The sequence below is a fragment of the Streptomyces sp. NPDC097640 genome (genome assembly GCF_040302705.1).
In the GTDB taxonomy this organism is placed as follows: Bacteria; Actinomycetota; Actinomycetes; order Streptomycetales; family Streptomycetaceae; genus Streptomyces.
Genome location: NZ_JBEOSB010000001.1, coordinates 516,667 through 541,358, shown reverse-complemented (window position 1 = coordinate 541,358; position 24,692 = coordinate 516,667). Strand labels below are relative to the sequence as shown.

18 protein-coding genes are annotated in these 24,692 nt (G+C 71.5%); 9 read left to right on the top strand and 9 right to left on the bottom strand.

The window, feature by feature from the left end; all coding sequences use genetic code 11:
- The first annotated feature begins 11 nt into the window (after positions 1-11).
- A complete protein-coding gene (locus ABTY62_RS01790; RefSeq protein WP_352127340.1) occupies positions 12-1,229 on the top strand; it encodes a GntR family transcriptional regulator in 1,218 nt (405 codons plus the stop codon).
- A 24-nt stretch (positions 1,230-1,253) separates the two neighbouring features.
- Here the strand turns inward: ABTY62_RS01790 and ABTY62_RS01785 are convergent, their stop codons facing one another.
- From ABTY62_RS01785 to ABTY62_RS01765, 5 genes are all read right to left on the bottom strand, one after another.
- Positions 1,254-2,495 (bottom strand): hypothetical protein, encoded by a 1,242-nt coding sequence (locus ABTY62_RS01785; protein ID WP_352127339.1) that lies wholly within the window; start codon positions 2,493-2,495, stop codon positions 1,254-1,256.
- 9 nt (positions 2,496-2,504) lie between these two features.
- Complete coding sequence (locus tag ABTY62_RS01780; RefSeq protein WP_352127338.1) at positions 2,505-4,004, bottom strand: pectinesterase family protein; 1,500 nt, start codon at positions 4,002-4,004, stop codon at positions 2,505-2,507.
- Between the two features lie 115 nt (positions 4,005-4,119).
- Positions 4,120-5,478: a Gfo/Idh/MocA family protein gene (locus ABTY62_RS01775; RefSeq protein ID WP_352127337.1), complete on the bottom strand. Its 1,359-nt coding sequence runs from the start codon at positions 5,476-5,478 to the stop codon at positions 4,120-4,122.
- On the bottom strand, positions 5,475-7,001 hold the full coding sequence (locus ABTY62_RS01770) for a glycoside hydrolase family 28 protein (protein ID WP_352127336.1): 1,527 nt from the start codon (positions 6,999-7,001) through the stop codon (positions 5,475-5,477). The genes ABTY62_RS01775 and ABTY62_RS01770 overlap by 4 nt, the downstream gene beginning before the upstream one ends.
- Before the next feature lie 27 nt (positions 7,002-7,028).
- A complete protein-coding gene (locus ABTY62_RS01765; RefSeq protein WP_352127335.1) occupies positions 7,029-9,488 on the bottom strand; it encodes a glycoside hydrolase family 95 protein in 2,460 nt (819 codons plus the stop codon).
- Between the two features lie 205 nt (positions 9,489-9,693).
- Here ABTY62_RS01765 and ABTY62_RS01760 point away from each other — a divergent pair, with 205 nt between their 5' ends.
- Entirely contained in the window at positions 9,694-10,377 is a 684-nt protein-coding gene (locus tag ABTY62_RS01760) for a signal protein (protein ID WP_352127334.1), read from the top strand.
- A gap of 1 nt (position 10,378) precedes the next feature.
- Here ABTY62_RS01760 and ABTY62_RS01755 read toward each other — a convergent pair whose 3' ends face one another.
- On the bottom strand, positions 10,379-10,972 hold the full coding sequence (locus ABTY62_RS01755) for a TetR/AcrR family transcriptional regulator (protein WP_352127333.1): 594 nt from the start codon (positions 10,970-10,972) through the stop codon (positions 10,379-10,381).
- Positions 10,973-11,154: 182 nt separating this feature from the next.
- Here ABTY62_RS01755 and ABTY62_RS01750 point away from each other — a divergent pair, with 182 nt between their 5' ends.
- Both ABTY62_RS01750 and ABTY62_RS01745 read left to right on the top strand, forming a co-directional pair.
- Positions 11,155-12,174: an aldo/keto reductase gene (locus tag ABTY62_RS01750; protein ID WP_352127332.1), complete on the top strand. Its 1,020-nt coding sequence runs from the start codon at positions 11,155-11,157 to the stop codon at positions 12,172-12,174.
- 29 nt (positions 12,175-12,203) lie between these two features.
- Positions 12,204-12,926, top strand: coding sequence for an LLM class flavin-dependent oxidoreductase (locus ABTY62_RS01745; RefSeq protein WP_352127330.1), 723 nt, complete (start codon positions 12,204-12,206; stop codon positions 12,924-12,926).
- Positions 12,927-12,956: 30 nt separating this feature from the next.
- On the opposite strand, the gene ABTY62_RS01740 is transcribed toward ABTY62_RS01745, so the two are convergent.
- Positions 12,957-14,468 carry a glycoside hydrolase family 3 protein gene (locus ABTY62_RS01740; protein ID WP_352127329.1) on the bottom strand — a complete coding sequence of 504 codons (1,512 nt, stop codon included), beginning with the start codon at positions 14,466-14,468 and terminating at the stop codon, positions 12,957-12,959.
- A gap of 285 nt (positions 14,469-14,753) precedes the next feature.
- On the opposite strand from ABTY62_RS01740, the gene ABTY62_RS01735 reads away from it, so the two are divergent.
- The 5 genes from ABTY62_RS01735 to ABTY62_RS01715 are packed head-to-tail and all read left to right on the top strand — an operon-like array spanning position 14,754 to position 20,077.
- Positions 14,754-15,818, top strand: a complete 1,065-nt coding sequence (locus ABTY62_RS01735) for a phytanoyl-CoA dioxygenase family protein (RefSeq protein ID WP_352127328.1) — start codon at positions 14,754-14,756, stop codon at positions 15,816-15,818.
- Positions 15,800-17,125 carry a DUF6271 family protein gene (locus tag ABTY62_RS01730; protein WP_352127327.1) on the top strand — a complete coding sequence of 442 codons (1,326 nt, stop codon included), beginning with the start codon at positions 15,800-15,802 and terminating at the stop codon, positions 17,123-17,125. Before ABTY62_RS01735 ends, ABTY62_RS01730 begins: the two co-directional genes overlap by 19 nt.
- On the top strand, positions 17,122-18,336 hold the full coding sequence (locus ABTY62_RS01725; RefSeq protein ID WP_352127325.1) for a type III PLP-dependent enzyme: 1,215 nt from the start codon (positions 17,122-17,124) through the stop codon (positions 18,334-18,336). Before ABTY62_RS01730 ends, ABTY62_RS01725 begins: the two co-directional genes overlap by 4 nt.
- On the top strand, positions 18,333-18,908 hold the full coding sequence (locus tag ABTY62_RS01720; protein WP_352127324.1) for a GNAT family N-acetyltransferase: 576 nt from the start codon (positions 18,333-18,335) through the stop codon (positions 18,906-18,908). The genes ABTY62_RS01725 and ABTY62_RS01720 overlap by 4 nt, the downstream gene beginning before the upstream one ends.
- A gap of 5 nt (positions 18,909-18,913) precedes the next feature.
- On the top strand, positions 18,914-20,077 hold the full coding sequence (locus ABTY62_RS01715) for an MFS transporter (protein WP_352127459.1): 1,164 nt from the start codon (positions 18,914-18,916) through the stop codon (positions 20,075-20,077).
- A 27-nt stretch (positions 20,078-20,104) separates the two neighbouring features.
- Here the strand turns inward: ABTY62_RS01715 and ABTY62_RS01710 are convergent, their stop codons facing one another.
- Together ABTY62_RS01710 and ABTY62_RS01705 are read right to left on the bottom strand one after the other, a co-directional pair.
- A complete protein-coding gene (locus ABTY62_RS01710) occupies positions 20,105-21,529 on the bottom strand; it encodes a glycoside hydrolase family 28 protein (RefSeq protein WP_352127323.1) in 1,425 nt (474 codons plus the stop codon).
- A 53-nt stretch (positions 21,530-21,582) separates the two neighbouring features.
- Positions 21,583-24,564, bottom strand: coding sequence for an alpha-L-fucosidase (locus tag ABTY62_RS01705; RefSeq protein WP_352127322.1), 2,982 nt, complete (start codon positions 24,562-24,564; stop codon positions 21,583-21,585).
- Positions 24,565-24,692: the final 128 nt, after the last annotated feature.

Below are 24,692 nucleotides of genomic sequence, written 5' to 3'. Positions count from 1 at the left end.
AGGTACATGTCATGACCCATAAGTCCCTGCCGCGCGAGAAGGGAGGACGGCTCATGGTCGCGCCTGAGGAGTCCAAGGCGCCGCAAGCGCCCCGGCTGAGCGCGGCAGACCGTGACACCCTGCTCCAGTGGTCGGCGCGGGGCTCCGGCGCGATGCGCCTCCGCAGCCGCATCGTGCTCGCCTGCGCCGAGGGACACTCCACCCGTCAGGTCGCGCAGCGGCTGGGCGTCAGCCCGGCCACGGTGGCCAAGTGGCGGCAGCGTTTCCTGGAGCGGGGCCCGGCAGGGCTGTCCGACGCCCGCCGCTCCGGGCGCCCGCGCAACCCGGGGCGCCAGGACGCGGAGCGCCGCGTCGCGGCCGTGCTGGACCTGGCGCGCGAGGGCGAACCCGTGCCGTCGACCCGGGCCCTGTCCGAGGAACTCGGACTGTCCCAGTCAACGGTCGCCCGCATCCGGCAGGAGCAGACCCGCCGGCATCCGGAGCCACCACGTACCGACCCACCACGTACCGAGGCGCCACATGCGGAGGCGGGGCAGCCCGCGCGCACGGCCCGCGTCGCGCGGCCGGCCCCCGACGCCCCGCTTCCCCGCCAGCTGCTGTCCGACCACGTCTACGCGCGGCTGCGCGACTGGATCGTCTCCGGCGAGCTCGTACCGGGCCAGCGCCTGGTGGAGTCGGAGATCGCCCGCCGGATGGGCACCAGCCAGGCTCCGGCCCGCGAGGCCATCAAACGGCTGGCCCACGAAGGGCTGGTGAACTCCCAGCCGCGCCAGGGCACCTATGTGACCCAGGTGTCCGACCGGCAGGCGCGGGATGTGCGCGAGATCCGCGTCATGTTCGAGATGTACGCGGCCCGGAGGGCGACCGGCCGCCTCGACGCCGAGTGTCTGCGGCGCCTGTCCGAGGACATCGACGCCATGCGCCGCGCGGCCGACGACGGGGACATCGGTGACTTCCGGGACGCCGACATGTCGTTTCACCGCACGGTGTGCGCGGCGGGTGGCAACGCGGCTCTGGTGCGGCTGTGGCGGATCATCGAGCCGAGCATGTGGGGGCTGCATGTGCTGGGCAACCCCCGCTACCGGGGCGACTGGCGGGCGATGGCCGAGCTCCACGCGGAGCTGCTCGCCGCGCTGCGCGACGGCGACCCGGACGAGACCGCGGCCCTGTTCGCCGCCCACGCGGCGGGCGAGGCCTCCCGCTACCGCCGCGGCCACCTCCCCTCGTGAGCGGCCCGGGCTCCCCGCGACCGGTCAGGGCTCCCGGGCGCAGTTGACGTCGAGGTCCCAGAGAATGACGGAGAGAGCGAAGGGGCTGATGGTGTGGTCGCCGTGGGTGGCGTCCTCCAGCAGCTCCCAGTGTCCGCCGCCGATGACCTGGACGCGCTGGCGCACCACGGGTTCGTACGCGCGGTGTCCGACACCATTGAAGCAGCATGAGTCGAACCGGTTGAGGATCTGCATCTGGCGGCGGTGCTCACCGATCGACGCCAGGGCGTACAGGTCCGGGAAGTCACAGATCCCGTAGAAGGTGGGATGACGGTCCCGCCGCTGCTCCCAGTCGCCCGTGGTCGGTCTCGGGCTGGGCGGCGCCGAGCGCAGGAAGAACGGCAGGGACCCGGCCGTCGGATAGCTCCGGGTGATCCGTGGGTCGAGCGCCGGGTACACGGTGGTCGCCCAGCCTCCTCCGGAAAACCCGATCATCTGGAGCGACGGCGGCTCGTACACCCGCCGCACATGGTTCACGGCCACCGCGAGCGGCTCCAGGAAGAAGCGCAGGGTGGAGAAGTCCCCGCTCTCCCAGGGCCCCAGATCGTTGTGGGACTCCACGACGACCGGTGTGCCGGGGTCGGCGGGATCCCGCAGCTCCCTGGGGTTCCAGTGGTAGAGGGGCATGGCGAACAGCAGAACACCGTACCCGGCGTCCAGCAGCGCCTGGGCGGTGCGCCGCATTGTGTCGGGCAACTCGCCGTGGCCGTTGTGGTAGAGCGCGAAGCGGCCGTGTGCCGTATGGCGCGGCAGCAGCAGGAACACGACGGAGGACAGTCCGTACGGCAGACGTACGGTGAGCCGGTCGATCCGGCGGACGCCGGTGAATTCCGGCAGCTCCGGGGCCGTGACCTGGCGCTCCACCTCGGGCAGCGCGTCGGGCAGCCGCCCGTCGGCGGACTTCCACACCTCGGCGACGAGGGCGGTCCGCAGCCGCGCGATGTCCTCCCGCGTGTGCACCGTCATCAGCGCCTCGGTGTCGACGCCGACGGCGTCCTGCGGCAGCGACTTGTACGCCAGGCTGTGGGCGGCCGCCACCTCCTGGTTGACGGGCGCCACCGGGCGCGGCCGGTCCCGGCCTCCGCGTGGCGTGTCCCCCGCGTCCCCTGCGTCCGCCGCGTCCCCCGCCTCGGCCGCGAACGCCGCACCCGGGGTGCCGAACGCGGCCAGCGAGCCGGCCGCCCCCAGGACACCTCCCAGGACATTCCTCCGGCGTATGGGCAACATGCCGGTCCCTCACCTTCCCTCTCGTCGATCGCTCGCGCCACGCGGGTCCCAGCCGTCCAGCAGCGCAGCGGGATCCCGCCACCGTTCGGCCTCCGCCGCGGTGAGCTGACGGGAGCAGGCCAGCCGCCCGGCGGTGTCGACGGGCCGGCCCGCCAGGTCCGCGCTGCCGTACTCCTGGAACCGCAACTTCTGGCCCGACGAGCAGTCGAACCCGGTCAGCCCCCAGCCCACGGGCGCCACATGGGAGTCCATCCGGGTGTCGATGAACACCGCCTGGCTGGCGGGAAAGCGGCTGTCGATGCGGCTCAGCAGCACGCTCCCGTCGGGCACCCCGGCGGCGCGGGTCAGCCGGGCGTTCACGAACACGTTGCCGGGGCCGTCCTCGCCGTTGCGGACCTGGCTCAGGTAACCCAGGTCCAGCGCCTTGAGCTCGGAGTCCTGGATGAAGACCCCTCCGGTCCCCCAGACGAAGTCGACATCGCCCTCGACATAGCTGTCGGTCACGAAGGCCCGCCCCTGGAGGCGCAGACTGTCCTGGTAACTGAGGACACGAACGCGGTCGAGCACGATCCGGTCGCCGTTGCCCCGGAACGCCTCGGCCTGGGAGCCGCCCTCCGGGGTGAGATTGTGGACGGTGGCGTCCTGGAGCCGGAAGTCGTCCGCGTCCACTCCGAAGGCCGCGCGCCAGCAGTTGTGGCGGTCGGGGTACGGAAGCACCCGGCGCGGGCAGTAGCTCTGCTCGGGCGGCACATCGGCCATCGCCGCGTCGCCGTTGAGGACGCTGTTGTTCGGGTAGCCGATGACGGTGCGGCGGGCCCCCGCCCCGCGCACGGTCAGATGTGGCCGGGACTGGGCGACGTACACGATCTCCCGGTAGAACCCCGGGGCCACATCGATCCGCACCGGGCGGGTGTTGCCCTCCGGGACGGAGTCGACCGCGCCCTGCACCGTGCAGAAGTCCCCGCCGCCCCGCCCGTTCACGGTCAGCCGGGAGGTGCCGGGCGCCGGGTCGCGCCGGGTGCGGAAGCGCCAGGCGCCGGGGGACTCGATGCCCGGGTGGCCCTCGAAGAAGCCGGGATCCACCGTGACGTAGTACTCCTGGCCGGGGGCCAGTCGCCGGTGCGGGTGGACGGTGGCGGTACGGCCGTCCACCACCACCGGTTCATAGGTCCAGCGGTGCACCTCGCCGTAGTCGGACCGCGCGCCGCCGATGGAGCGCTGGTACGTCGCCGGATCGGCGAGATCGACGACATCGGCGAGGACACCGTCCGCCCGGTACACGCTCAGCCGCCCTTCGGTGCCCAGCCGTACGGCGGTCCCGAAGGTGAACCGGAGCGAGGTGTCCGCGCACACGGCTCGGCCCAGCCCCCGCGGTTCCAGCGCGACCGCGGGGCGCCCGTCCGCCGGGGCACGCGCACCGGCGGACGGGACGGCGACGGACGGGGCGGCGGCCAGCGACAGCAGCAGGGCCACGAGCGCCGCAAGGCGTTTCCGACGGAACGCTCTCATGGACCCTGCCTCCTCCGGCATACCTGTGGCATACCAGGCATGGAAGCACATCGCCCCCGCGCTGAATACCCCAGGAGCTGAAGGAAGTTGTCCGCTGTGTCCGAACGTCGGCCCGTCAGCCGACGCGGCCGACCCCGACGCTCGGCCCGGCCTCGATGCCCAGCCGCAGCTCCGCGATGTCCACCGCCCGCCGCTCCGCGAGCGAGACATTGCCCGCGATGCCCACCGCGACGGACCGCAGCCCGTCGGCGTACCCCGCCTGATGACGGAGCGGATCCGCACCGTCCGGGCCGACGAAGATCTCCCGGAGCATCCGGATGTCACCGCCGCCATGGGCCCCCTCGCCCCGTGGGATCGTCACCTCCCGGGCGTCCTCCCAGTGGCGCTGCACCACCAGCCGCTCACCGGGCGGGCGCACCGCGACGGCGCCCCCGTCCCGCTCGTCGACCGCGCTGGGGTCCACCGCGCCCGACACCGGGCGGACCGCGCCCCGCTCGACGACGGACAGCTCGGCCCTGCCCTCCGTGCCGTTGACGCAGACGCGGTAGCCCTCCCACGGCGCGTGGGCGTTGAGGGAGTAGGAGAGGGTGGGGCCGCCCGCGTAGTCGACGACGGCGCACAGGTTGTCCTCGATGGAGATGCCCTGGTCGAAGACGTCGCGGTCGCGCAGATAGCCGTCGCGGTGCTCCTGGTCGAGATACAGCGACTTCAGCGCCGGGTCGCCGCGCAGGTCCAGGCACCAGGGATCGCCCGCGGCCACCTCGGCGCTGCCGCGCGCGGGCCGGGGGCCGAGGCCCCGGTCACGGGCGTTGTCCGCGCCGTAGAAGAACAGCCCGCCGCTGGCGTACACCCGGACCGGGGTGTCGCCGAGCCACCAGTTGACGAGGTCGAAGTGGTGGGATGCCTTGTGTACCAGCAGCCCTCCGGAGCGGTCCTTCTCGCGGTGCCAGCGCCGGAAGTAGTCGGCGCCGTGCCGGGTGTCGAGCACCCACTCGAAGTGGGCCGAGGTGGGCGTGCCGATGGCGCCCGAGTGCACCAGCCGCTTGAGCGCGCTGTTGCGGGGCGAGTAGCGGTAGTTGTGGGTCACGGTCACGCGGCGGCCGGTGCGCTCGGCAGCGCCCGCGATGGCCCGGGCCCCGTCCGCGTCGATGGCCAGCGGCTTTTCGACGATCACGTCGGCGCCCGCCTCCAGAGCGCCGACCACGATGTCGGCGTGGGTGTGATCGGGCGAGGTGACCACGATGCGCTCCACCCCCTCCTCGCCGACCAGCCGGGCCAGGTCGTCGGGGTGGTACCGGGCCGGGTCGCCGCCCCCGGCGGCGGCGACGCGGTCCCCGTAGTGCCGCATCCGCCCTTCGTTGGTGTCGCAGAGCGCGACCAGCTCGGCGACGTCCCGGTGCGGGCCGGTGATGGCGTCGGTGTAGAGGCGGGCCCGCATCCCCGTGCCGACCAGGCCGTATCGTCGCTTCTTCATCCTGCCTCCCTCAGTTGCCCTGCCTGTGTGGTCCGTGCTGTGTCCGTGGGGTACGGGCTGCCCCCGATCAGTACGTCGCGTACGGTGACACCGGTCGCGTTCTCCATCACCGGATCCTTCGCGGCCCGCGCGAAGGACAGGTTCTCCAGACGCACCGTCTCCACCGGGGCCGCGGGGACGGCGCGGATCCGGAAGGGGATGTCGCAGGGGCCGCCGACGGACCAGTTACGCGCCGTCAGCCGCGACACCTCCGGGTAACGGTCACCGCCGGTTCCCCCCATGTACTGGAAGGTGACCTCGAAGGGCACATAGGTCCACGCCGGGCAGGCCACGTCGGCGATGTGCACGTCTCTGACGTAGCCGCCGCGCGTCGAGGTCGATTTGACGGAGAGGATCCAGGCGACGCTTGCCTCGTCGAGCGAGCTGTCGTACGGGATCCGCAGCCGGCGGGCGACCACGTTCTCCACTCCCCCGCTCATCTCGCTGCCGACGGCCACCGCACCACCGCCGCCGAGATAGCGGCAGTCCTCGATCAGGACGTTCCTGGACGGAACGCCGACGCGCCAACCGTCCTGGTCCCGCCCGGATTTGATGGCCACGCAGTCGTCGTGGGTGGCGAAGGTGACCCGCCTGATGACCACGTTCTCGCAGGAGTCGGGGTCACAGCCGTCGCCGTTGGGCCCCATGCTCTCCACGACGACGTCCCGCACGGTCACACCGCGGCACAGCACGGGGTGGATGTTCCACATCGGCGAGCGGCGCAGCGTGACGCCTTCGATGAGGACGTTCCGGCAGGAGCGTGGCTGGATGAAGCTGGGCCGGAGGTAGTGGCCGGCGCCGAAGACCCGCTCCTCGACCGGCACTCCTTCCACGCCCATGCGCTCCAGGGCCGCCCAGTCCGCCCGCTGGTTGGGCATCCCCGGCTGCCATCCGTACTGCCCGGAGCCCACCCAGAACCACCAGTGCCCGTTGTCGCCCTGCGCGTCGAGGACGCCCCGGCCCGTCACCGCGATGTCGTGCTGCCCGTCGGCGTGGATCAGGGGCGAGTAGTTGAAGAGTTCGACGCCCTGCCATCGGGTGCGGACCACGGGCAGATAGGCGGCCGGGTCGGTGCTGAAGAGCAGGGTCGCGCCCCGGGCGACATGCAGGTCGACGCCGCTGAGCAGATGGATGGCCCCGGTGGCCCACCGCCCCTCGGGCACCAGGACATGGCCGCCGCCGGCCGCGTGGCAGTCCTTGATCGCCCGGTCGATGGCCCCGGTGCAGTCGGTCACCCCGTCGCCGACGGCTCCGTGTGCGGTGATCGGAAACCATGCGTCGGGGAAGGTCGGTACGGTGACGCTCTCGCTGATCCTCCTCGCGCGCTCGGCCGCCTCCCGGTCGCCCGGGGCGGGGTGCCGGTCGGGCGCGCCCTGTCCCTCCGTACGGTCGGCGGCCTGGCTCGGTGTGCTGCCCAGCAGTGGTATCCCGCAGGTCAGCAGGGCTCCGAGCCCGAGCAGTCGACGTCTGGCCAGGTCTTCCATGGTGACCTCCCAGGTTTTCGGCAACGCTCAGGTGGTGGCGGGCCGGATGTCGTAGGTGGCGCCGCGGCGGGTGGCGAAGACGATGACGCCCTGTTCGGGACGGTCGGCGCGCACCGCCCTTCCCGCTGAGGTGACGGTCACGGACGAGGGTGCGCGCAGCCGGAGTTCATGGCCGCCGGTGGACCGGATTTCGGCTTGGTGCAGGGCGTGATCGCGCCATGCGAGGTCGACCGTGAACCCGCCGCGGGCCAGCAGCCCCCGCACCTCGCCGTCGGGCCAGGCCGCGGGAAGGGCCGGCAGCAGCGCGACCTCTCCGGAGTGGCTCTGGAGCAGCATCTCGGTGATGCCCGAGGTCCCGCCGAAGTTGCCGTCGATCTGGAACGGCGGGTGCAGATCGAACATGTTGGGCGCGGTACGGGCCGGGACCAGCAGGTTGGTCAGCCGCTTGTACGCCTCGGGGGCATCGAGCAGCCGCGCCCAGAAGTTGATCTTCCAGGCAAGGGACCAGCCCGCACCGGCCTCACCGCGCAGTTCGAGCGTGCGCCGGGCCGCCGCGGCGAGCTGCGGACTGGTCCGCGGATTGATCTCCTCACCGGGGAAGAGACCCCACAGATGCGAGATGTGCCGGCTGCGCGAGAGGGCGGCGTCCCCCTCGTAGTCGTCCAGCCACTCCTGGATCTGGCCGAGGTAGCCGACCTGGGTCGGGGCGAGCCGTCCGCGGGCGGCGACGGCGGCGCGGCGCGTCTTCGGGTCTTCGCCCAGCACCTGGGACGCGCCCTCGAACGCGGTGAAGAGCTGCCGCAGGATCTGCATGTCCATGGTCGGCCCGGCGCACATGCTGACGTTCTCGCCGTCGACCTCGTGGTGGCCCACCTCGGGCGAGTGCGAGGGGTTGGTCACCAGATATCCGGTCCCGGGGTCTTCCTGGAGCGTGTCGAGGAAGAACTCGACGGCGCCCCTCATCAGCGGGTAGTGCCGTCGCAGCGCGTGTCTGTCGCCGGTGTAGAGGTAGCGCTCCCAGATGATGCCCGCCAGCCAGGCGCCACCCGTGGGCCACACCCCGTAGAAGGCGAAGTCGACCGGCGCGGTGCCGCGCCAGCCGTCGGTGTTGTGGTGCGCCACCCACCCTCCGGCGCCGTACATCTCGCGCGCCGTGCGCGCCCCGGTCTCGGACAGGTCCTGGATCAGGTCGAAGAGCGGATCCCAGCACTCCACGAGGTTGGCCGGCCCGGCGGGCCAGTAGTTCATCTCGCAGTTGATGTTGAGCGTGTACTTGGACTCCCAGGCCGGGGTGAGGCCGTCGTTCCAGATGCCCTGGAGATTCGCGGCGTGCCCCGGGGTGCGCGAGCTGGAGATCAGCAGATAGCGGCCGTACTGGAAGTACAGGGCGGCCAGCTGCGGATCGGTGTCCAGCTGCCGCCGGGCGATGCGTTCGCCGGTCGGCAGCGACGCGGCCTCGGATGTGCCGAGGTCGAGGTCGACCCGGCGGAAGAGCGCCCCGTAGTCCTTGGTGTGTGCCTCGCGCAGCACGCGGTACGGCCGGGCCGAGGCGTGCTGGAGATGGCGCCCGGCAGCGGTGCCGGGGTCGCCGTCCACGTCGTGGTAGCGGCGGTAACTCGTGCCCATGGAGATCAGGAGGGTGACGGCGTCGGCGCTGTCGACGATCAGCCGGCCCCCGTCGGTACGCACCGTTCCGCCGTCGGCCTCGGCCCGGGCCAGCGCCTGGAAGCGTACCTCGCCGGGACGTCCCTGCCAGGCGGTGCTGATGCCGTCGAGCCGGATCGTGGCGCCGCCCGCGGATCCCGTGGTGCTGTCCTGCGGGCTGGAGAACTCCGCATCGAACGAGACCGAGCCGCGCCGGTCGGCGCTCAGCCGCACCACGATGACCTGGTCGGGCAGGCTGGCGAACACCTCACGGGTGTGCCGCACCCCGTCGCTGACATAGGTCACCGAGGTGATCGCAGTGGTGAGGTCCAGCTCCCGGCGGTAGTCCGTGTACTCCCCGGCGCCCGGAAACTCCAGCCGCAGGTCGCCCACCGGCTGATAGGGCGCCTGCTCGCTCGGGACGCCCATGAACGAGGAGTCGGCCAGCCGCTGCGCCGCGCCCCACTCGTCGGCGAAGACCAGCCGTCTGATCTCCGGCAGGGCCTCCAGCGCGCCCGACGGGTCGTAGCCGTGCGGGCCGCCGCCCCACACGCTGTCCTCGTTCAGCTGGAGGCGCTCGACGGCGACACCGCCGAACACCATGGCGCCCAGCCGGCCGCAGCCCACCGGCAGCGCCTCCAGCCACTCCTGGGCCGGTCCGCGATACCACAGCCGCCATGGCTCCGGCCGCGCCCGGTCCCGCCGCTCGGCGGCGGCCGCCTCGGCGGGGGCCACCGCCCCGGCGGCCACCGCGCCGACGGCGACACCGGCGCCGGTCCGCAGAACACCGCGGCGGGTGTAGTCATTTGTCTGTGGTGTGTTCGTCTGTCGTGCGAAGGACATGAGTTGCACTCCCTGGGGATGGAAGGACACCGGGGGTACAGCGCCCGGGAGCGGCGCAGTCGGTTACCGTTCACCTGGGCACCTGACGCTTCAGACGATCCATCAGACGATCGCACGGATGGCCCGCTCTGGACAGACACCGATGCCACTCCATGCGCCGCCACGCCGGGATATATCGTGTCCGGTACCTGAGAGGAGCGAGGGAATGAGCAGCCGGACGGGATGGATAGGGATCGCCGCCGCGGCGGTGGTCGCGGTCGCCGGATGCGGCGGAGAGGGCGACGGCGGATCGCGGGCCGCGGCGTCGGACCGGCCATCGGAACCGCCGCCCTCGACTTCCTCGCCCTCGGCTTCCTCGCCCTCGGCACCGGCCGCCACCCGGCTCTCCCCCGCGGACCTTCAGGGACGGTGGTGGACATGGGCGGCGTCGGAAGAAACGTCGACGAACCCGGTCGCCGACGAGGACGGGCGGTCGTGCGACCGTAACCAGCCGGACGACGTGTGGTTTCTGGCCGGGACCTTCGGCGGGCAGGTCGAACGGGCCTGCACCGTGCCAAGTGGCCGCCCCGTCGCCTTTCCCCTCATCAACCTCGTGGGCGGCGCAGCGGACTGCGCCGACTTCATGAAAACGGCCTCGGGTACGGCGAGCCTGGACGGCCGGGACATCAGCCCGGATCGCCACCTCGGGACGACGATCACGGTGACGGCCGCGCCCGGGAACCCCGTGACCGATTCGAGCGGCCGCTTCAGCGGGACGGGATGCGGGCTGTGGGTTCAGTTGCCCCCGCTCGAGGCCGGGAAGCACACGCTGAAAATCCGCGGCAGGTCGGCGGACTTCACGGTCACGGTGGACTACGCGTTGACGGTGGCGGCGCCCGGCACCGTCTGAGTCACCCAGGCGGCAGGCGTAGTCCCGCGATGAGGAGTTCGACCAGTCGTCGTGCGTCGTAGTCGGGATTGTGCTCGGCGCCGATGCAGAGGTTTCCGACGCCGCGCATGAGCTGGATGGCCGCCACGTCGGATCGGATCTCGCCGGCATCGACGGCGGCGTCGAGCAGCTGGGTGCACACGGGCACGAGGCGGTCGAGGAAGTAGGCGTGCAGCGTCTCGAAGCCGGCGTTGTCGGACTGCAGCACGGCGGCGAGTCCGTGCTTGGTGACCAGGAAATCGACGAAGAGGTTGATCCACTGCCCCAGTGCGGCGTGCGGGGTCGCGCTGCTCGCCAGCAGGACCGGACCGGCCTCGGCGCAGGCCTCGACCTGGTGCCGGTAGACGGCGATGATCAGATCCGCTCGCGTCGGGAAGTGGCGGTAGATCGTGCCCACCCCGACGCCGGCCTTCGCCGCGATGTCACGTACCGGCGCTTCCACGCCTGACGCGACGAAGATCGAGGCGGCCGCGTCGAGCAGGGTCTCCTGGTTGCGCCGGGCGTCCGCCCGCTTGGACCGGGCCGCGCGTCCCGCGCCCTCGTCGCTGTCGTTCACCGCACCACTCCTTCCACCGCCCGGCCATCAACGCACTTGCCAAGCGGAACAGCGTTCCGTATCGTGTTTTCCGGAACGAGGTTCCGCTTGCTCATGATGCCAGAGCAGGGACCCGGCAGCCAAACCACGCATTGTCATCACGCGATGCCGCCACGCTTCATCCGCAGTGGAGGAACACAGTCATGCAGTACCGCACCTTGGGCCGCACCGGTGTGCAGGTCAGCTCTCTCGCGCTCGGCGCCATGAACTTCGGCAGGATCGGGCGCACCACCCAGGACGAGGCCACCGCCATCGTCGATGCCGCTCTCGAGGGCGGGATCAACCTCATCGACACCGCCGATATGTACAGCGCGGGCGAATCGGAAGAGATGGTCGGCAAGGCCATCGCCGGCCGCCGCGACGACATCGTGCTGGCCACGAAGGCGGGCATGCCGATGGGCGACGAGCGCAACCATCGGGGCAGTTCGCGCCGCTGGCTGGTCACCGAGCTGGACAACAGCCTGCGCCGGCTCGGTGTCGACCACGTCGATCTCTACCAGATCCACCGCTGGGACCCGAACACCAGCGACGAGGAGACGCTGTCGGCGCTGACCGACCTCCAGCGTGCCGGAAAGATCCGCCACTTCGGCTCCTCGACGTTTCCCGCATACCGCATCGTGCAGGCCCAGTGGGCCGCCCGCGAGCACCACCTGAGCCGCTATGCCACCGAGCAGCCCAGCTACTCGATCCTGCAGCGCGGTATCGAGAGCCATGTGCTGCCCGTGACCGAGCAGTACGGGCTCGGTGTGCTGGTGTGGAGCCCGCTGGCCTCGGGCTGGCTGTCGGGCGCGGTCCGCGAGGGCCGGGAGATCACCACCAGCCGCTCGACGTTCATGCCGGAACGCTTCGACACCACCATCCCCTCCAACCGGGCCAGGCTCGACGCCGTCGAGCGGCTGGCCGAAGTCGCCGACGAGGCCGGTCTGACCATGATCCAGCTCGCGCTCGGATTCGTGACCGCGCATCCCGCCGTGACCAGCGCGCTCATCGGCCCCCGCACCCTGGACCATCTGCACACGCAACTCGCCGCCGCCGACACCGTGCTCCCGGCCGATGTGCTCGACGCCATCGACGCGATCGTCGCGCCCGGTGTCGACCTGGCCGCGCACGAGAAGCACGACACTCCGCCCGCGCTGCTCGACCCGTCGCTGCGGCGCCGCTGACCGTACGTCCCCGGCCTCGTTTCGGCATCATGACCGCCCCCATGCGGGTCGACTACCACGACGTCCTGCGGGTCTGGCGCGAGGCGGACATCATTCCGGAGATCGAGCACGCCTGGTTGTTCGATCACCTCATGCCGATCGGCGGCGACCCGAACGGGCCGACGTACGAGGGCTGGACACTGCTCTCGGCCCTCGCCGCCCAGACCCGACGGCTACGGCTCGGCCTGCTGGTGACCAGCAACCGGTTCCGGCCGCCCGCGATGCCGGCCAAGATCGCCACGACCGTCGACATCGTCTCCGGCGGACGGCTCGACTTCGGCATCGGCGTCGGCTCACGCCCCAGCCCTCCCACGGCACACCGTGAGTACGCGTTCGGCAACCCCAAACCGGTCCAGCGCCCCCATCCGCCGATCCTCATCGGCGGACGCGCGACCTCGACACTGCGCGTGGTCGCCGAACACGCCGACATGTGGAACATCCCCGGCGGCGACATCGACGACGTCGTGCGCCGCAGTGCGCTGCTGGACCGCTACTGCGCCGAGGTCGGTCGCGACCCCGCCTCGATCACCCGCTCGATCCACCTGTCCGTCTCGTACGACCGGCCGGGCGCCACCCGGGACGCGATCGACGAGGCGATCGACGCCGGCTTCGGACATGTCGTCCTCGGACTGTCGACGCCCTACCCCGTCAACGTGGCGCGGTGGGTCGCCGACGAGCTCATCAACACATCGGCCCGGGGCGGGTCCTCGTAGCGCCCGCGTACGGGCCGTGGCGCGCGGGGCCTACCCCGTCCCCGCCAGGACCTCCGCCGCGGCCACCCCGGACGCGGCGGTCGCCCCGTGGGTGGAGATGTGCACCGCGCCGGGGGCGGTGGCGCCCGGGAGGCCCATCTCCACGACGATCGCGTCCGGGCGCGCCGTGACGAGGTCGGCCAGGGCGCCGCCCATCCACGAGTGGCGGGAGGCGTCCCTGACCACGACGACCAGGGGCCGTCCGGTGGCGGGGGTCAGCGCGGACGCCTCCAGGGTGGCGGCCGGCGTCCGCAGCTGCTGCGGGTGTATCCGGACGGAGGTGGTGCCGGGGAGCCGCTCGCTCAGCGGGGCGGCGACGCCCCACGGGGTCTCCTTGCCGATGGCCAGGTTGGTGGCGGGCACCAGTTCCACCACATGCGGGGGCGCGGCCAGGGGCAGCGAGTCCCGTACGGAGCCGGTCATGCGGATGGCCCGGCGGGCGGCGACGAAGCCGATGCCGCCGTCGGCCGTACCGGCCGGGGCGGTCCGGCCCAGCTCCGTCGACCACTCGGCGAACGCCCGGACACGGTGCGCCGCCTCCGCGAGCCGCTCCTCGGTGAGGTCTCCGGCGGCCACGGCCTCGACGAGGGCGCCGGCGAGCAGTTGGGCGGTGGCCTCCTCGGCGTTCTCCCCGCCGACGCAGATGGCGTCGGCCCCGGCGGCGACGGCGCGCACCGCGGCCCCGTCGATCCCGTAGCGGTCGGCGACGGCCCCCATTTCGATGGCGTCGGTGACGATCATTCCGTCGAAGCCGAGCTCCTGGCGCAGCAGGCCGTCGAGGATGCGGCGGCTGAGGGTGGCGGGCAGCCGGGGGTCGTACGCGGGCACCAGGAGGTGGCCGCTCATGACCGCGCGGACCCCCGCGTCCAGTGCGGCGCGGAACGGCGGCAGGGCCTGTGCGGCGATCCGGTCGAGGTCGGCGTCGTAACTGGGCAGCCCGTGGTGGGAGTCGACGGCGACGTCCCCGTGGCCGGGGAAGTGTTTGGCGCAGGCGGCGACGCCGGCCGACTGGAGTCCCTTGATCCACGCCGCGGCGTGCCGGGACACCGTTTTGGCGTCGGCCCCGAAGGACCTGACTCCGATGATGGGGTTGTCCGGGTTGGAGTTGACGTCCACGGTCGGCGCGTAGTTGAGGCTGATGCCCGCGGCGCGCAGCTGGCGGCCGAGGTCGGCGGCGACGGACTCGGTGAGCTCGGTGTCGTCCACCGCCCCGAGGGCGAGGTTGCCGGGGCGGGTGGAGCCGGTGGCGGACTCGATCCGGGTGACGTCCCCGGCCTCCTCGTCGATCGCGACGATCAGTGCCGGGTTCTCGGCGCGCAGTTGCCCGGTCAGCCGGGTGAGCTGGTCGGGGGACTCGATGTTGCGCGAGAAGAGCACGACGGAGGCCAGGCCCTCGCCGATCTCCCGCAGGATCCACTCCGGCGCCTCGGTGCCCACGAACCCCGGCTGAAGGACGGAGAGCGCGAGCCTTCGCAGGTCCCTGCCGGGCTTGCTGGAGGACATCGACCACGCCTTTCGGATAGCTCGGGTAGCGCCGACACACCGATGACATCGGCGATCTCTGGTCCAGACCAACGGATACTCGCCCAGTCGAATCGGCAGTGTCAAGGAGGGGGGCCACCGGAGCTTCGGCCAACAGGACTAGGGAAATCCGATGTTGACAACGTATTTGGTCTAGTCCATTTTTGTGGAGCCGTCAGTACGCCACGGAGCGGAGCCGACACTACGCTCCGGCGCCTGACGGCAGGGCCCGGGAGCTACCGGGAGTTTTCAGTTTTGGAGCACTGCATGCCAAAGCCCGATCATTACCTGCACCGGTCCCCGTCGGACGTCCCGTACTTCAGCTCGGACGGCGAGACGTACCTGGCACAGACCCAGCTGCGGAACCTCACCAAGACCCGGCGCTTAAGAGTGTTGTCCGAGGAGGACTTCGCCTTCTGGCAGAACTACGGCTACGTCGTGGTGAAGCAGGCCATCCCGGCCTCGGCGGCGCGCGAACTGCTCGACTTCACCTGGGACTTCCAGGCGCTCGACCCCGGCCGCCCGGACACCTGGTACCAGGACCGCGAGTACCGGTCCGACCTGGACCGGGAGCTGCACATCTACGGGTTCGTCGAGGCGTACCACCACCAGCTCATCTGGGACAGCCGCCAGACGCAGCGGGTCTACGACGCGTTCGTGGACGTGTGGGACTGCGAGGAGCTGTGGGTCACCCTGGACCGGCTCAACCTGAACCCGCCCAACGTCGGGAACCGCGACCGGGCCCTGATCGCCCCCACGGAGAAGGGGTTCGACATCGAACTCCACTGGGACGTCGACACGACGCTCAGTGTGCTGCCGCAGCGGGTCCAGGGCATCATCGCCCTTCATGACACCGAGCCGGAGCTGGGTGGCTTCCAGTGCTGCCCCGAGCTGTTCCACCGGTTCGACCAGTGGCGGGTGCTCCAGCCGGACGACCGCGATCCGGTCCGGCCGAGGATCGACCGGGGGGAACTGCCCGTCGTACGACCGGAACTCGAGGCCGGGGACCTGCTCATCTGGAACGGCCTGCTGGCCCACGGAGTGGCGCCCAACACCTCAGAGAATGGTGTACGGGCGGTCCAGTACCTCTCCATGATGCCCGCCCTCGAATCGCACCACGAGCTGCGGCGTTCCCGGATCGACTCCTGGCGCCACCTCACCACGCCGACCTGGAACGCCACCCTTCTCGGCGACGCCGACAAGCCCGAGGCCCTCAGATACGGCACCGCCACGCTCAACGACCTGGGCGCCAGGCTGCTCGGCAGCACTTCGTGGGACGGGACGGAATTCGACCGGAGCGGCGGGGACGCGGCGTGCGACGCATCTGCCTGACACTTCCCACCAATCGGACGTGCCCCGCGATGGTCACCGCCATCGGCGAGGAGGCCGCCTACGCCGCCGGGCACTTCGACGTCGAGGTGCACCTGCTGATCCTGGACTCCTCCGACGCGTTCGCGGAACACGCGCGGGCCCTGGGCGCCGCGCGCGAGGTGCCGCGCGTGGTCGTGCACCACCTCGGCGAGGCGGAGCAGCGCGACTTCCTGCGCCGGGTGATCCACCGGACCGACCCCACCAAGCCCGAGCTGCTGCTCGACCTGATGCTTCCGGCCGGGCTCTCCTACGGCGCCTGCACCAACCGCGCGTTTCTGATCGCCGTGGCGCTCGGGTGCGAGTCCGTCCACCGCAGGGACTCCGACAGCCGCTACCAGGTGCTGCGCGGCGAGACCGCCTTCCCCGTCCACCATGAGCTGATGTCGCTCGGCAGGCGTGCGGCCGACGCGGCGCATGGCGTCGGTGAGACGGCGCTCGCTCCGAAGGACACCCACAAGCGGGTGGCGATGGTGGGCGCCTCCTTCGTGGGCGAGCCGTCCGTGGACATCGACGAGATCCGCCGGCTCGACCCGGACGTCTACTACGACGTGGTCAGCCTGTGGGCGCCCGGCGACTGGTCGGAGGAGCAGAAGCGGGCACTGGTCGACGAGTCCTTCCAAGGGCCCGGGACCGGCGCGTTCACCGGCGACCGGACCACCCTGACCGTCGTCGACCCCATGCGGGTGGACATGTGCAACATCAGCTTCCACCAGGTGCACGAACAGGTGCCGCTGCCGCCCGCCACCGACACCATCGGCAGCGACTACTTCCTCATCCACCTGGTCGAGGCCGCCGCACTGCCCGGTGTCCTGCACAACCGCCACATCGAGAACTTCCACACCGGGGAGCGCCGCACCGACCCGGGGTTCATGGCCTACCAGTTACGGTTCACCAAGTTCTTCCTGTCGATGCTCTACTTCAACTTCCTCTACGCCGAGATGGCCGAGGCCGGTGACTCGCTCCTCGACGCCCGGGGTCAGGTGCGGGCGTCCATGATCGCCGAGCTGGCCGGGAGGAGCACCCTGCTCGACCGGGCGGAGAACGTCCGGCGCCTCGACACCATCGAGGCCGCCTACCGGAAACTCGGCGGCCGATACGCGACGTTCGCCGCCCTCCTGGCGTCACGCCGCGAGCACCTCCTCGACGAGGCGCAGAGCGACATCGCCGACTTCGCCCTGCTGGTCGAGGCATGGGGCCCGCTGGTCCGGGCGGCCCACGACACCGCCCTGGCACCGACGCCGGAAAGCCCGGGTCGACGGCCACGATGACGCACCAGGACATACCCCTGTCCGCCGCACTCGCGGCCACCCCCGAGGACAGGCTCTTCTTCGACCTCGCGGGGATCGAGGAGCGCTACGCCTCCCTGCTCCGGGAGCTGCCCGGAGTCACCGTCCGCTTCGCCATGAAGGCGTGCCCGGTCGACGAGGTGCTGGCCCGTCTGGCCGAGGCGGGCGCCGGGGTCGACGCGGCGAGCGTCCCGGAGATGGAACAGGCGGTGCGCGCGGGTGTGCCGATCGGCGGAATCCACTACGGCAACACGGTGAAGTCCGACCGGGACATCGCCGACGCCCACCGCCTCGGCATCAGGGACTTCGCGACCGACAGCCTGGAGGATGTGGCGGCGATCGCCGAACACGCCCCCGGCGCCCGGGTGTTCTGCCGACTGGCCATCGACACGCGGGGAGCGCTCTGGGGGCTGAGCGACAAGTACGGTTGCTCGACGGCCGACGCGGTGACCATCCTGGAAACGGCGCGGGAGCTGGGCCTGACCCCCTCGGGCCTCTCCGTGCACGTCGGCTCTCAGCAGATGACGGTCGAGGCCTGGCACGGCGCCTTCGAACGCCTCGCGGAGGTCCTGACCGCCCTCGACGGCCACGGGATCGCCCTGGACCACGTCAACCTCGGCGGTGGCCTGCCCGTCCCGGGGTGTCTCGACCGACACGGCAGACCGCTCGATCCCCCGATCCACAAGCTGTTCGCCGCGATCCGGGACGGGATGGCGTACCTCGGCGGCATCGGCGGACACCGCCTCGGCTTCGTCGTGGAGCCGGGCCGCTACCTCGTCGCCGGCCAAGGCGCCATCCGGGCCCATGTGTCCCGGCTCTCCGCGCGCCGGGGCCGCGACGGCCGGCGCCAGTACTGGCTGTATCTGAGCTGCGGAAAGTTCAACGGCCTGTACGAGATGGACGAGTTGCAGTACCCGCTCGTCTTCCCCACCCACGGCGGGCCCGGTGTCCGGCGTGTGCCCGCCGTCGTGGCCGGGCCCACCTGCGACAGCGACGACGCCTACTCCCCCGAGCACGGCCTGGTCCAGGTGCCGGAGGCGCTCGCTTCGGGCGACCCGGTCTGGGTGCTGTCCTGTGGCGCGTACGCCACCAGCTATATGACCCAGGGCTTCAACGGCTTCGGCCCGCTGCCGTACACCTGCGTCGACGGTGGCGGCGGCGCGGGCGGGGCCGGGAAGGCGCGTGGCGGATGAACGACGAGGTGCGCATCCGCCGCATCTGCGAGCGCGACTGGGACGGGATCGCGGCGCTGGAGTCCCGCGCCTACACCGGCCTCGGCCTGTCCGAGGGACGGGTGGCGCTCCAGTCCCGGGCGCGCGTGTCGCCGGGCACCTGCCGCGCGTTGGAGGTGGGCCCCCTGCTCGTGGGCTATGTGCTGGCGCTGCCCTATCCGATGTACCGGTACCCGGACCTGGCGCGGCCTGAGCAGGTCGCGTTCTCGTCCAGCAATCTGCATCTGCACGACCTGGTCATCGCGGAGAGCTTCCGGCGCAGGGGGCTGGGGCGGCGCCTCCTGCGCCACCTCACCACGTCGGCCAGGGCACGCGGGTACGAGCGGATCTCGCTGGTCGCCGTCGGGGGCAGCGCGACGTACTGGTCGGCGCGCGGCTTCACCGCCCACCAGGAGGTCGTACGCCCGGACGGCTATGGCCCGGACGTCGTCTACATGTCGAGAGCGGTGCCGTCCCGCGGGGCGGGAACACCGGAGCCGGAGCCGGCCGGGATGTCGCCGCGCGGCTCGTCATCGCGGGAGGAACTGGGTTGAAGCACATGCCGCGGATACGGGATCCCTTCCAGCGGAGCCAACTGGCGATCGCCGCGCTGTTCTGCTCCCTCGGTTTCCAGTACGCCACCTGGGCCTCGCGCATCCCCGCCATCAAGGCCGATCTCGGCCTGACGGCGGCGGAGGTGGGCTTCCTCCTGATGGCCGCGGGGATCGGCGCGAGCGTGTCGTTCCCGCTGGTGTCGGTGTTGATGAGACGCCTCGGCTCACAGCGCCTCGCACTGCTGTCCGCCCTGGGACTGACCCTGCTGCTCATCGCCCTGGCCGCGGCACCGGACTACCCCGTCGCGCTGGCGGTCGTGTGCTGCGACGGAGTGCTCGTGGGGTGTCTGAACGTCGCCATGAACGCGCAGGGAGCCGCGCTCGAACTCCGGCACGAGCGCAACGCCATGGCCAAACTGCACGCGACGTTCAGCGGCGGCTCGCTCCTCGCCGCCCTCCTCGCCTCCTGCGTGAACACGGTGACCTCGTCGGTCGCCGTGCACTTCGGCATGGCCGCCGTCGTCCTGCTCCTCCTGCTCGCCTGCGCGCGCACCGGGCTCCTGGGAGAGGACGAGGCCGCCGAGGAGAAGCGGAGCGAGAAGAAGAGCGGTGGCGGATGGTCCCTGCCGACGCGCATGACGCTGTGGATGTGCTGCGCCATGGTGTTCGGCACCGTCACCGAGGGCGCCATCAACGACTGGTCCGCCCTCTATATGACGGACGTCGTCAAGGCCTCGGCGGAGCTGGCGCCCCTGGGGATCGCCGTCGTCTCGGGCATGATGGTGCTGGCCCGGCTCTTCGCCGACGGGTGGCGCGGCCGCTGGGGCGACGGGCGCGTCGTCATCGTCGGAAGCGCCGTGGCCGGGGCTGGGCTGGCCCTGGCCCTGCTGAGCGGCGGTGTGGTGCCTGCCCTGATCGGGTTCTCCTGCGTGGGCCTCGGGATCGCGGCCGTGACCCCTTGCGTCTATGTGGCCGCGGCGAAGCAGGGTCCGGAGGCGCTGGCCCTGGTCGCCGCCATGGGAACGACGGGCCTGCTGACCGGTCCCCCCGTCATCGGCTTCGTGGCGAACTCCAGCGGTCTGGTGTGGGGCCTGGGCATCGTGGCCGCGTCGGCGGTCGTGGTGTCCCTGTGCGCCACGCGGATCCGGTGGACGCCCGCCAACGCCTGACCCGTGGGCGGACATGCGGTCGAGCGATCAGCGGTACGGCATCTCCTGGCCGTTGACGAAGACCCGCCGGAAGGCCAGTTCGTCGGTGCAGACGACGCTGTCGGGGTTGCGGACGCCGGTGAACGTGGAGCGTGAGAGGTGGACGCCACGCAGGTGGTCGGTCTCCAGGCCGACCAGTTGCAGCACGGCGCGGGCGCCGTCGATCTCCATCCGGTCCATGTGGATGTTCCGGACGGACACCGGCAGTGTCCCGCCCTCGCCACCGTTGTAGTTCATGGTCACGAACGCGATGTCGCGCTCCACGTCCCGCCCGGTGAAATTCCGGATGTGCACACCGTCGATACAGCCGCCGCGTTTCTTGCTCGCCTTGACGTACAGGGCGTGCTTGACGGGGTAGCGGCCGGGGAAGTCCGGCGGGTTGATCTCGCAGTTCTCGGCGAAGACGTCACGCACCCCGCCGGACATCTCGCTGCCGACCGTCATCCCGCCCCAGCGGCCGGAGAACAGGCAGTCGCGCACCACGATGTTTCTGCTCGGCACGGCGACGCGGTGGCCGTCCTCGTCCCGGCCGGACTTGACGGCCACGCAGTCGTCGTTGGTGTTGAACCGGCAGCCGGTGATGAGCACGTCGGAGCAGCACTCCGGGTCGCAACCGTCCGTGTTGTAGAGCGTGCTGTCCACGGTGACGTCGCGCACGGTGACGTTGGCCGACAGCACCGGGTGCACGGTCCACATCGGCGGGTCGACGATGGTCAGGCCGCTGACCAGGACGTTGCGGCAGCGGTAGAACTGCACCAGCTGCGGCCGCAGGTGGTGTCCGTCGCCGAAGACCCGCTCGGCCACCGGCACCCCGGTCGAGCCCATCCTGCGCAGCAGGCTCTGGTCGGGCCCCTGCGGTCCGCTGTCGCGGTACCAGCTCTCCCAGGGCCCGAGCCGCGCCTGCCCGTCGAGCGTGCCGGGGCCAGTGACCGCGACGTCCCGCTCGCCGTACGCGTAGATGAAGGGCGAGTAGTTGTAGCACTCGGTGCCCTCCCAGCGGGTGAACACCACCGGCAGGAAGTCGCGCGGGTCGGGGCTGAAGGCGATGGTGGCGCCCGCGGTGACATGCAGGTCCACGGCGCCGCGCAGATGGATCGCGCCGGTGAGGTAGCGGCCTTCGGGGACGACCACATGGCCGCCGCCCGCACGGTGACAGGCGGCGATGGCGGCCCGGAACGCCTCGGTGTTCATGGTCCGTCCGTCGCCGACCGCGCCGTAGTCGGTGATCGTGAAGGTCCGGCGGGGGAAGTCGGGCGGCCTGATCCGGGCCAGGATCTTCGGCACCGGGCGCCACGCCCCGGTGTACGGGGCGGCCGCGTACGCGGGCCCCGCGGGCAGTTGGGGGAGCAGCGCGCCTGCGGTCAGCAGACCGCCGGTGCGCAGCGCGGAGCGGCGGGAAGGTCTCGGGTGCATGGCCTGAACACTCCTCGGCGTCGTCGAGGGCGGGTCGGGGGTCGGCACACGGGCTAGCCGAGGGAGATCCGGTCGAGGTCCGGGGCGGGCTCGGTGTCGTTGGAGATTTCGATGGTGTTGGCGCCGGGTTTCAGGGTGACGGGGACGGAGGTGGTGCGCGGGGTGGTGTTTCCGATGTCGGTCACCGTCACCACGGTCGGCGGGCCGCCGTTGACGCTCACATGGAACGAGCGGGTGCCGTTGACCGTGTAGTCGAGGTAGAGGGTGCGCTCCCCGCCGTCGGGGACGACGACGTCGGGGAAGAGCACCGCCGCCTGCTCGCTGCCGCCGATGTTGCGCACCTTCTCGGCTCCCGAGCAGGGCCCGCAGCCGGTGATGCCCGTGCTGCCGGGCCGGTTGGCCGAGTCCTCCGCCTCGCGCGCCCACATCCGGTCGGCGGGCAGCTGCCGCACCCTCACGGGGTCCGAGACGGACTTCTGCCGGCCGAGGAGCTTGAAGTCCGCAGTGACGGGGATATCCGCGGGGCCGGCGTCCTGGCCGGGTGGCGAGGTGAGGGTCCAGCTGGCCTTCAGCGTCTGGCCGAGCCGCAGTGAGCGGGCCGTGGCCGGGCCGCCGTCCGCGGTCCAGCCGGCCGGCAGCCGTGGGGCGAGGCCGACGTCGTCGAGTTGCTCGTCGTCGTCGAGCCGGAGCGTCGCCGTGACGGTGATCGACCGCCGGCCGGGGCCGACCCACTGGAGGCCGTGGGGCCGGACGGTGAGCGTGGTCTTGGGCGTGTACGAGGGCGGGGGCGGCGGGGCCACCGCGACCCGGTCCAGGCCGGGTCCGCGGGCTGCCGTGGAGAAGACCCGTACGGTGTTGGCGCCCGCCTTCAGCGGCACGGACACCGCCGTGCTCTCCGGCACCCCGGGGTTGCCCGCGACGGCCGGGACCTTGACCGGTGCCGCGCCGTTGACGCTCACGGACAGGGAGGAGGGGGCGGCCGCCGTGTGGTCGAGCTGGAGCCGGTAGTCGCCGTCCTCGGGGGCGCGGATGTCGCGGTACGTCACGGAGTTGCGCGGGCCCCCGCCGAGACCGCCCACCCGTCGGCCGCCTGAGCAGGCGCCGCACTCGACGGAACGGGCCGCGCCCGACAGCCTGTTCTCCCGTGCCTCGGCCTCCAGCGGCAGCGGGGCGCGGGTGGGCTTCGGACGGCCGTACGCCACCTGGATCTCGTCGATGCGCAGCTGGTTGAAGAACTCAGGCGCCTGCGGGCCGCCCCACAGGCTGCGCACCTCCAGCTTCAGATAGCGGGCTTCCTGGTCGCCGATGTCGATGGTCTGCACGCCTCGCGCACTGCGCAGGGCGCCCGCGCGCACCTGCGTCCAGCGCTTGCCGTCGCCACTGGCGTAGACGCGGTAGTCCTTGATGCGCGCGGAGTCCTCGGGGCGGCCGAAGGTCGACCGCGCGTGTGTCGGGGACCACTCGCGCTGGTTCACCGCCAGCGCCGTGGCGCGTTTGCGCGCGCCGAGGTCCAGGGTGACGGAGACGGGCAGCTCGGCGTCGCTGTCCCAGTAGGTCTCGTGGTTTCCGTCGGCGAGGGCGGCCGCCGGGTGTCCGGCCCGTGCGGACGAGGCGGTGGCGTCTACGCCGGACTGCTCGTAATAGGGCTGATGGCCGTCGGTCTCGACCTTGAACACGGTGTCGTACGGGTCCCAGTCGCTGATGCCGAGGATCGACAGGTGGCCGCCGGACTGGCTGAAGCGCATCGCCTCGCCGGTGCGCAGGTTGGTGACGCGGCGCACGGTGTAGCCGTTGTCGCGCAGCCGCACCAGGTCGGTCCGCGGCCGGGTGACCACGTGCACATACTGGGTGCGGTCGCCGTCCTCGCCGCGGCCCACGGTGACCACGCCGTGGGCGCCGTCGTTCCAGAAGCCGGGCTGCATGCCGCCGTACATGTAGCCGCCGCCCTCGACGCCGTACACCGACTCCCGGACGGGCTCGACCCACCGGCCCATGAAGTCGTTGAACTCCTCCTGCTGCGGCGGAAGTTTGCCGTTCACCATGGGTGTCTCGGCCATGAGCGATTTGATGGAGGAGCCGGCGTTGGTGATGTAGCGGCCGGTGCTGAGCCGGGCGTCGACCGGGTGGTCGCCGCCGTCGTACCACCAGTCGCCGGTGGTCGGCAGCTTGTAGTCGGCCTCGGTCAGCCGGGGCATGGGCACGGTCACGGCGGCGGGGTAGTCGTACGTGGGGGTCATGCCGGTCTTCTGCTCGTTGCTGACCGTGTCCATGATCGGCGTGTCCTCGTTGTTGTTGCTCAGCAGCCAGGACGGCCGTCGCTCGCGGATCTGCTCGTAGAGACCGCGCTCCTCCCAGTACTCGTTGTCGTTGTCGATCCAGAAGCCCGACAGGTCCGGGTAGTTCTCCATGACCTCGAAGAACAGGTCGTAGCTGAACATGCCGAAGCCCCGGCGCGTGGTCAGGTCGACGTCCCGGCCCTTGTACGCCGAGTAGGCGGCCGAATCCAGCGTCTCGGTGCCCTGCTCGTTGTGCCACTGCGGGTCGTCGGTCATGTAGAGGACGATGCGCACACCCTTGGCCTTGCCCGCGGCGACCAGTTCACCGAGCAGGTCGCGCTCGGTGGCACAGCTCCCGGGGATCTTCGAGGGCCAGGGGCGGGCGTAGCCCAGCCTGCTGTGGAAGGTGGCCAGCACGATGTACGAGGCGCCGAGCTTGCGTGCCTCGTCCACCCAGTAGTCGGCGCTCCAGCCGCCCTCGGTGACATCGCGTTCCCAGTCGGCGCAGTCGAGGTGGCGGGGGTGGGTGAACATGCCCCAGTGCAGAAAGAGTCCGGCGGTGGACTGGCGCAGCCACTCCTGTCGCGGGTGCTGGACCTCGGCCTCGGCCGCCGGGGCGGCGAGGAGGCCGACGGTCAGGGCGAGTGCGAGGGCCGCGCACAGAGCGCGCCACCGGGAGCGGGCGGCGCGGGTGGCTCGGATGGCTCGAATGGCAAGGGGGGCGCGGGCGGGGCGGAGCGGGATCCTCAACGTGGGCATGTCCTGTCCTCCGTGAACGTTCCCGTGAGCGTTCACGGAGCACTGTCCGGCCCACCCGACCGCCGTGTCAATACGTGTGAAACGGCGGGATGTTACGCGGATCCGATCCATTGACGCCCGTCGCCGTC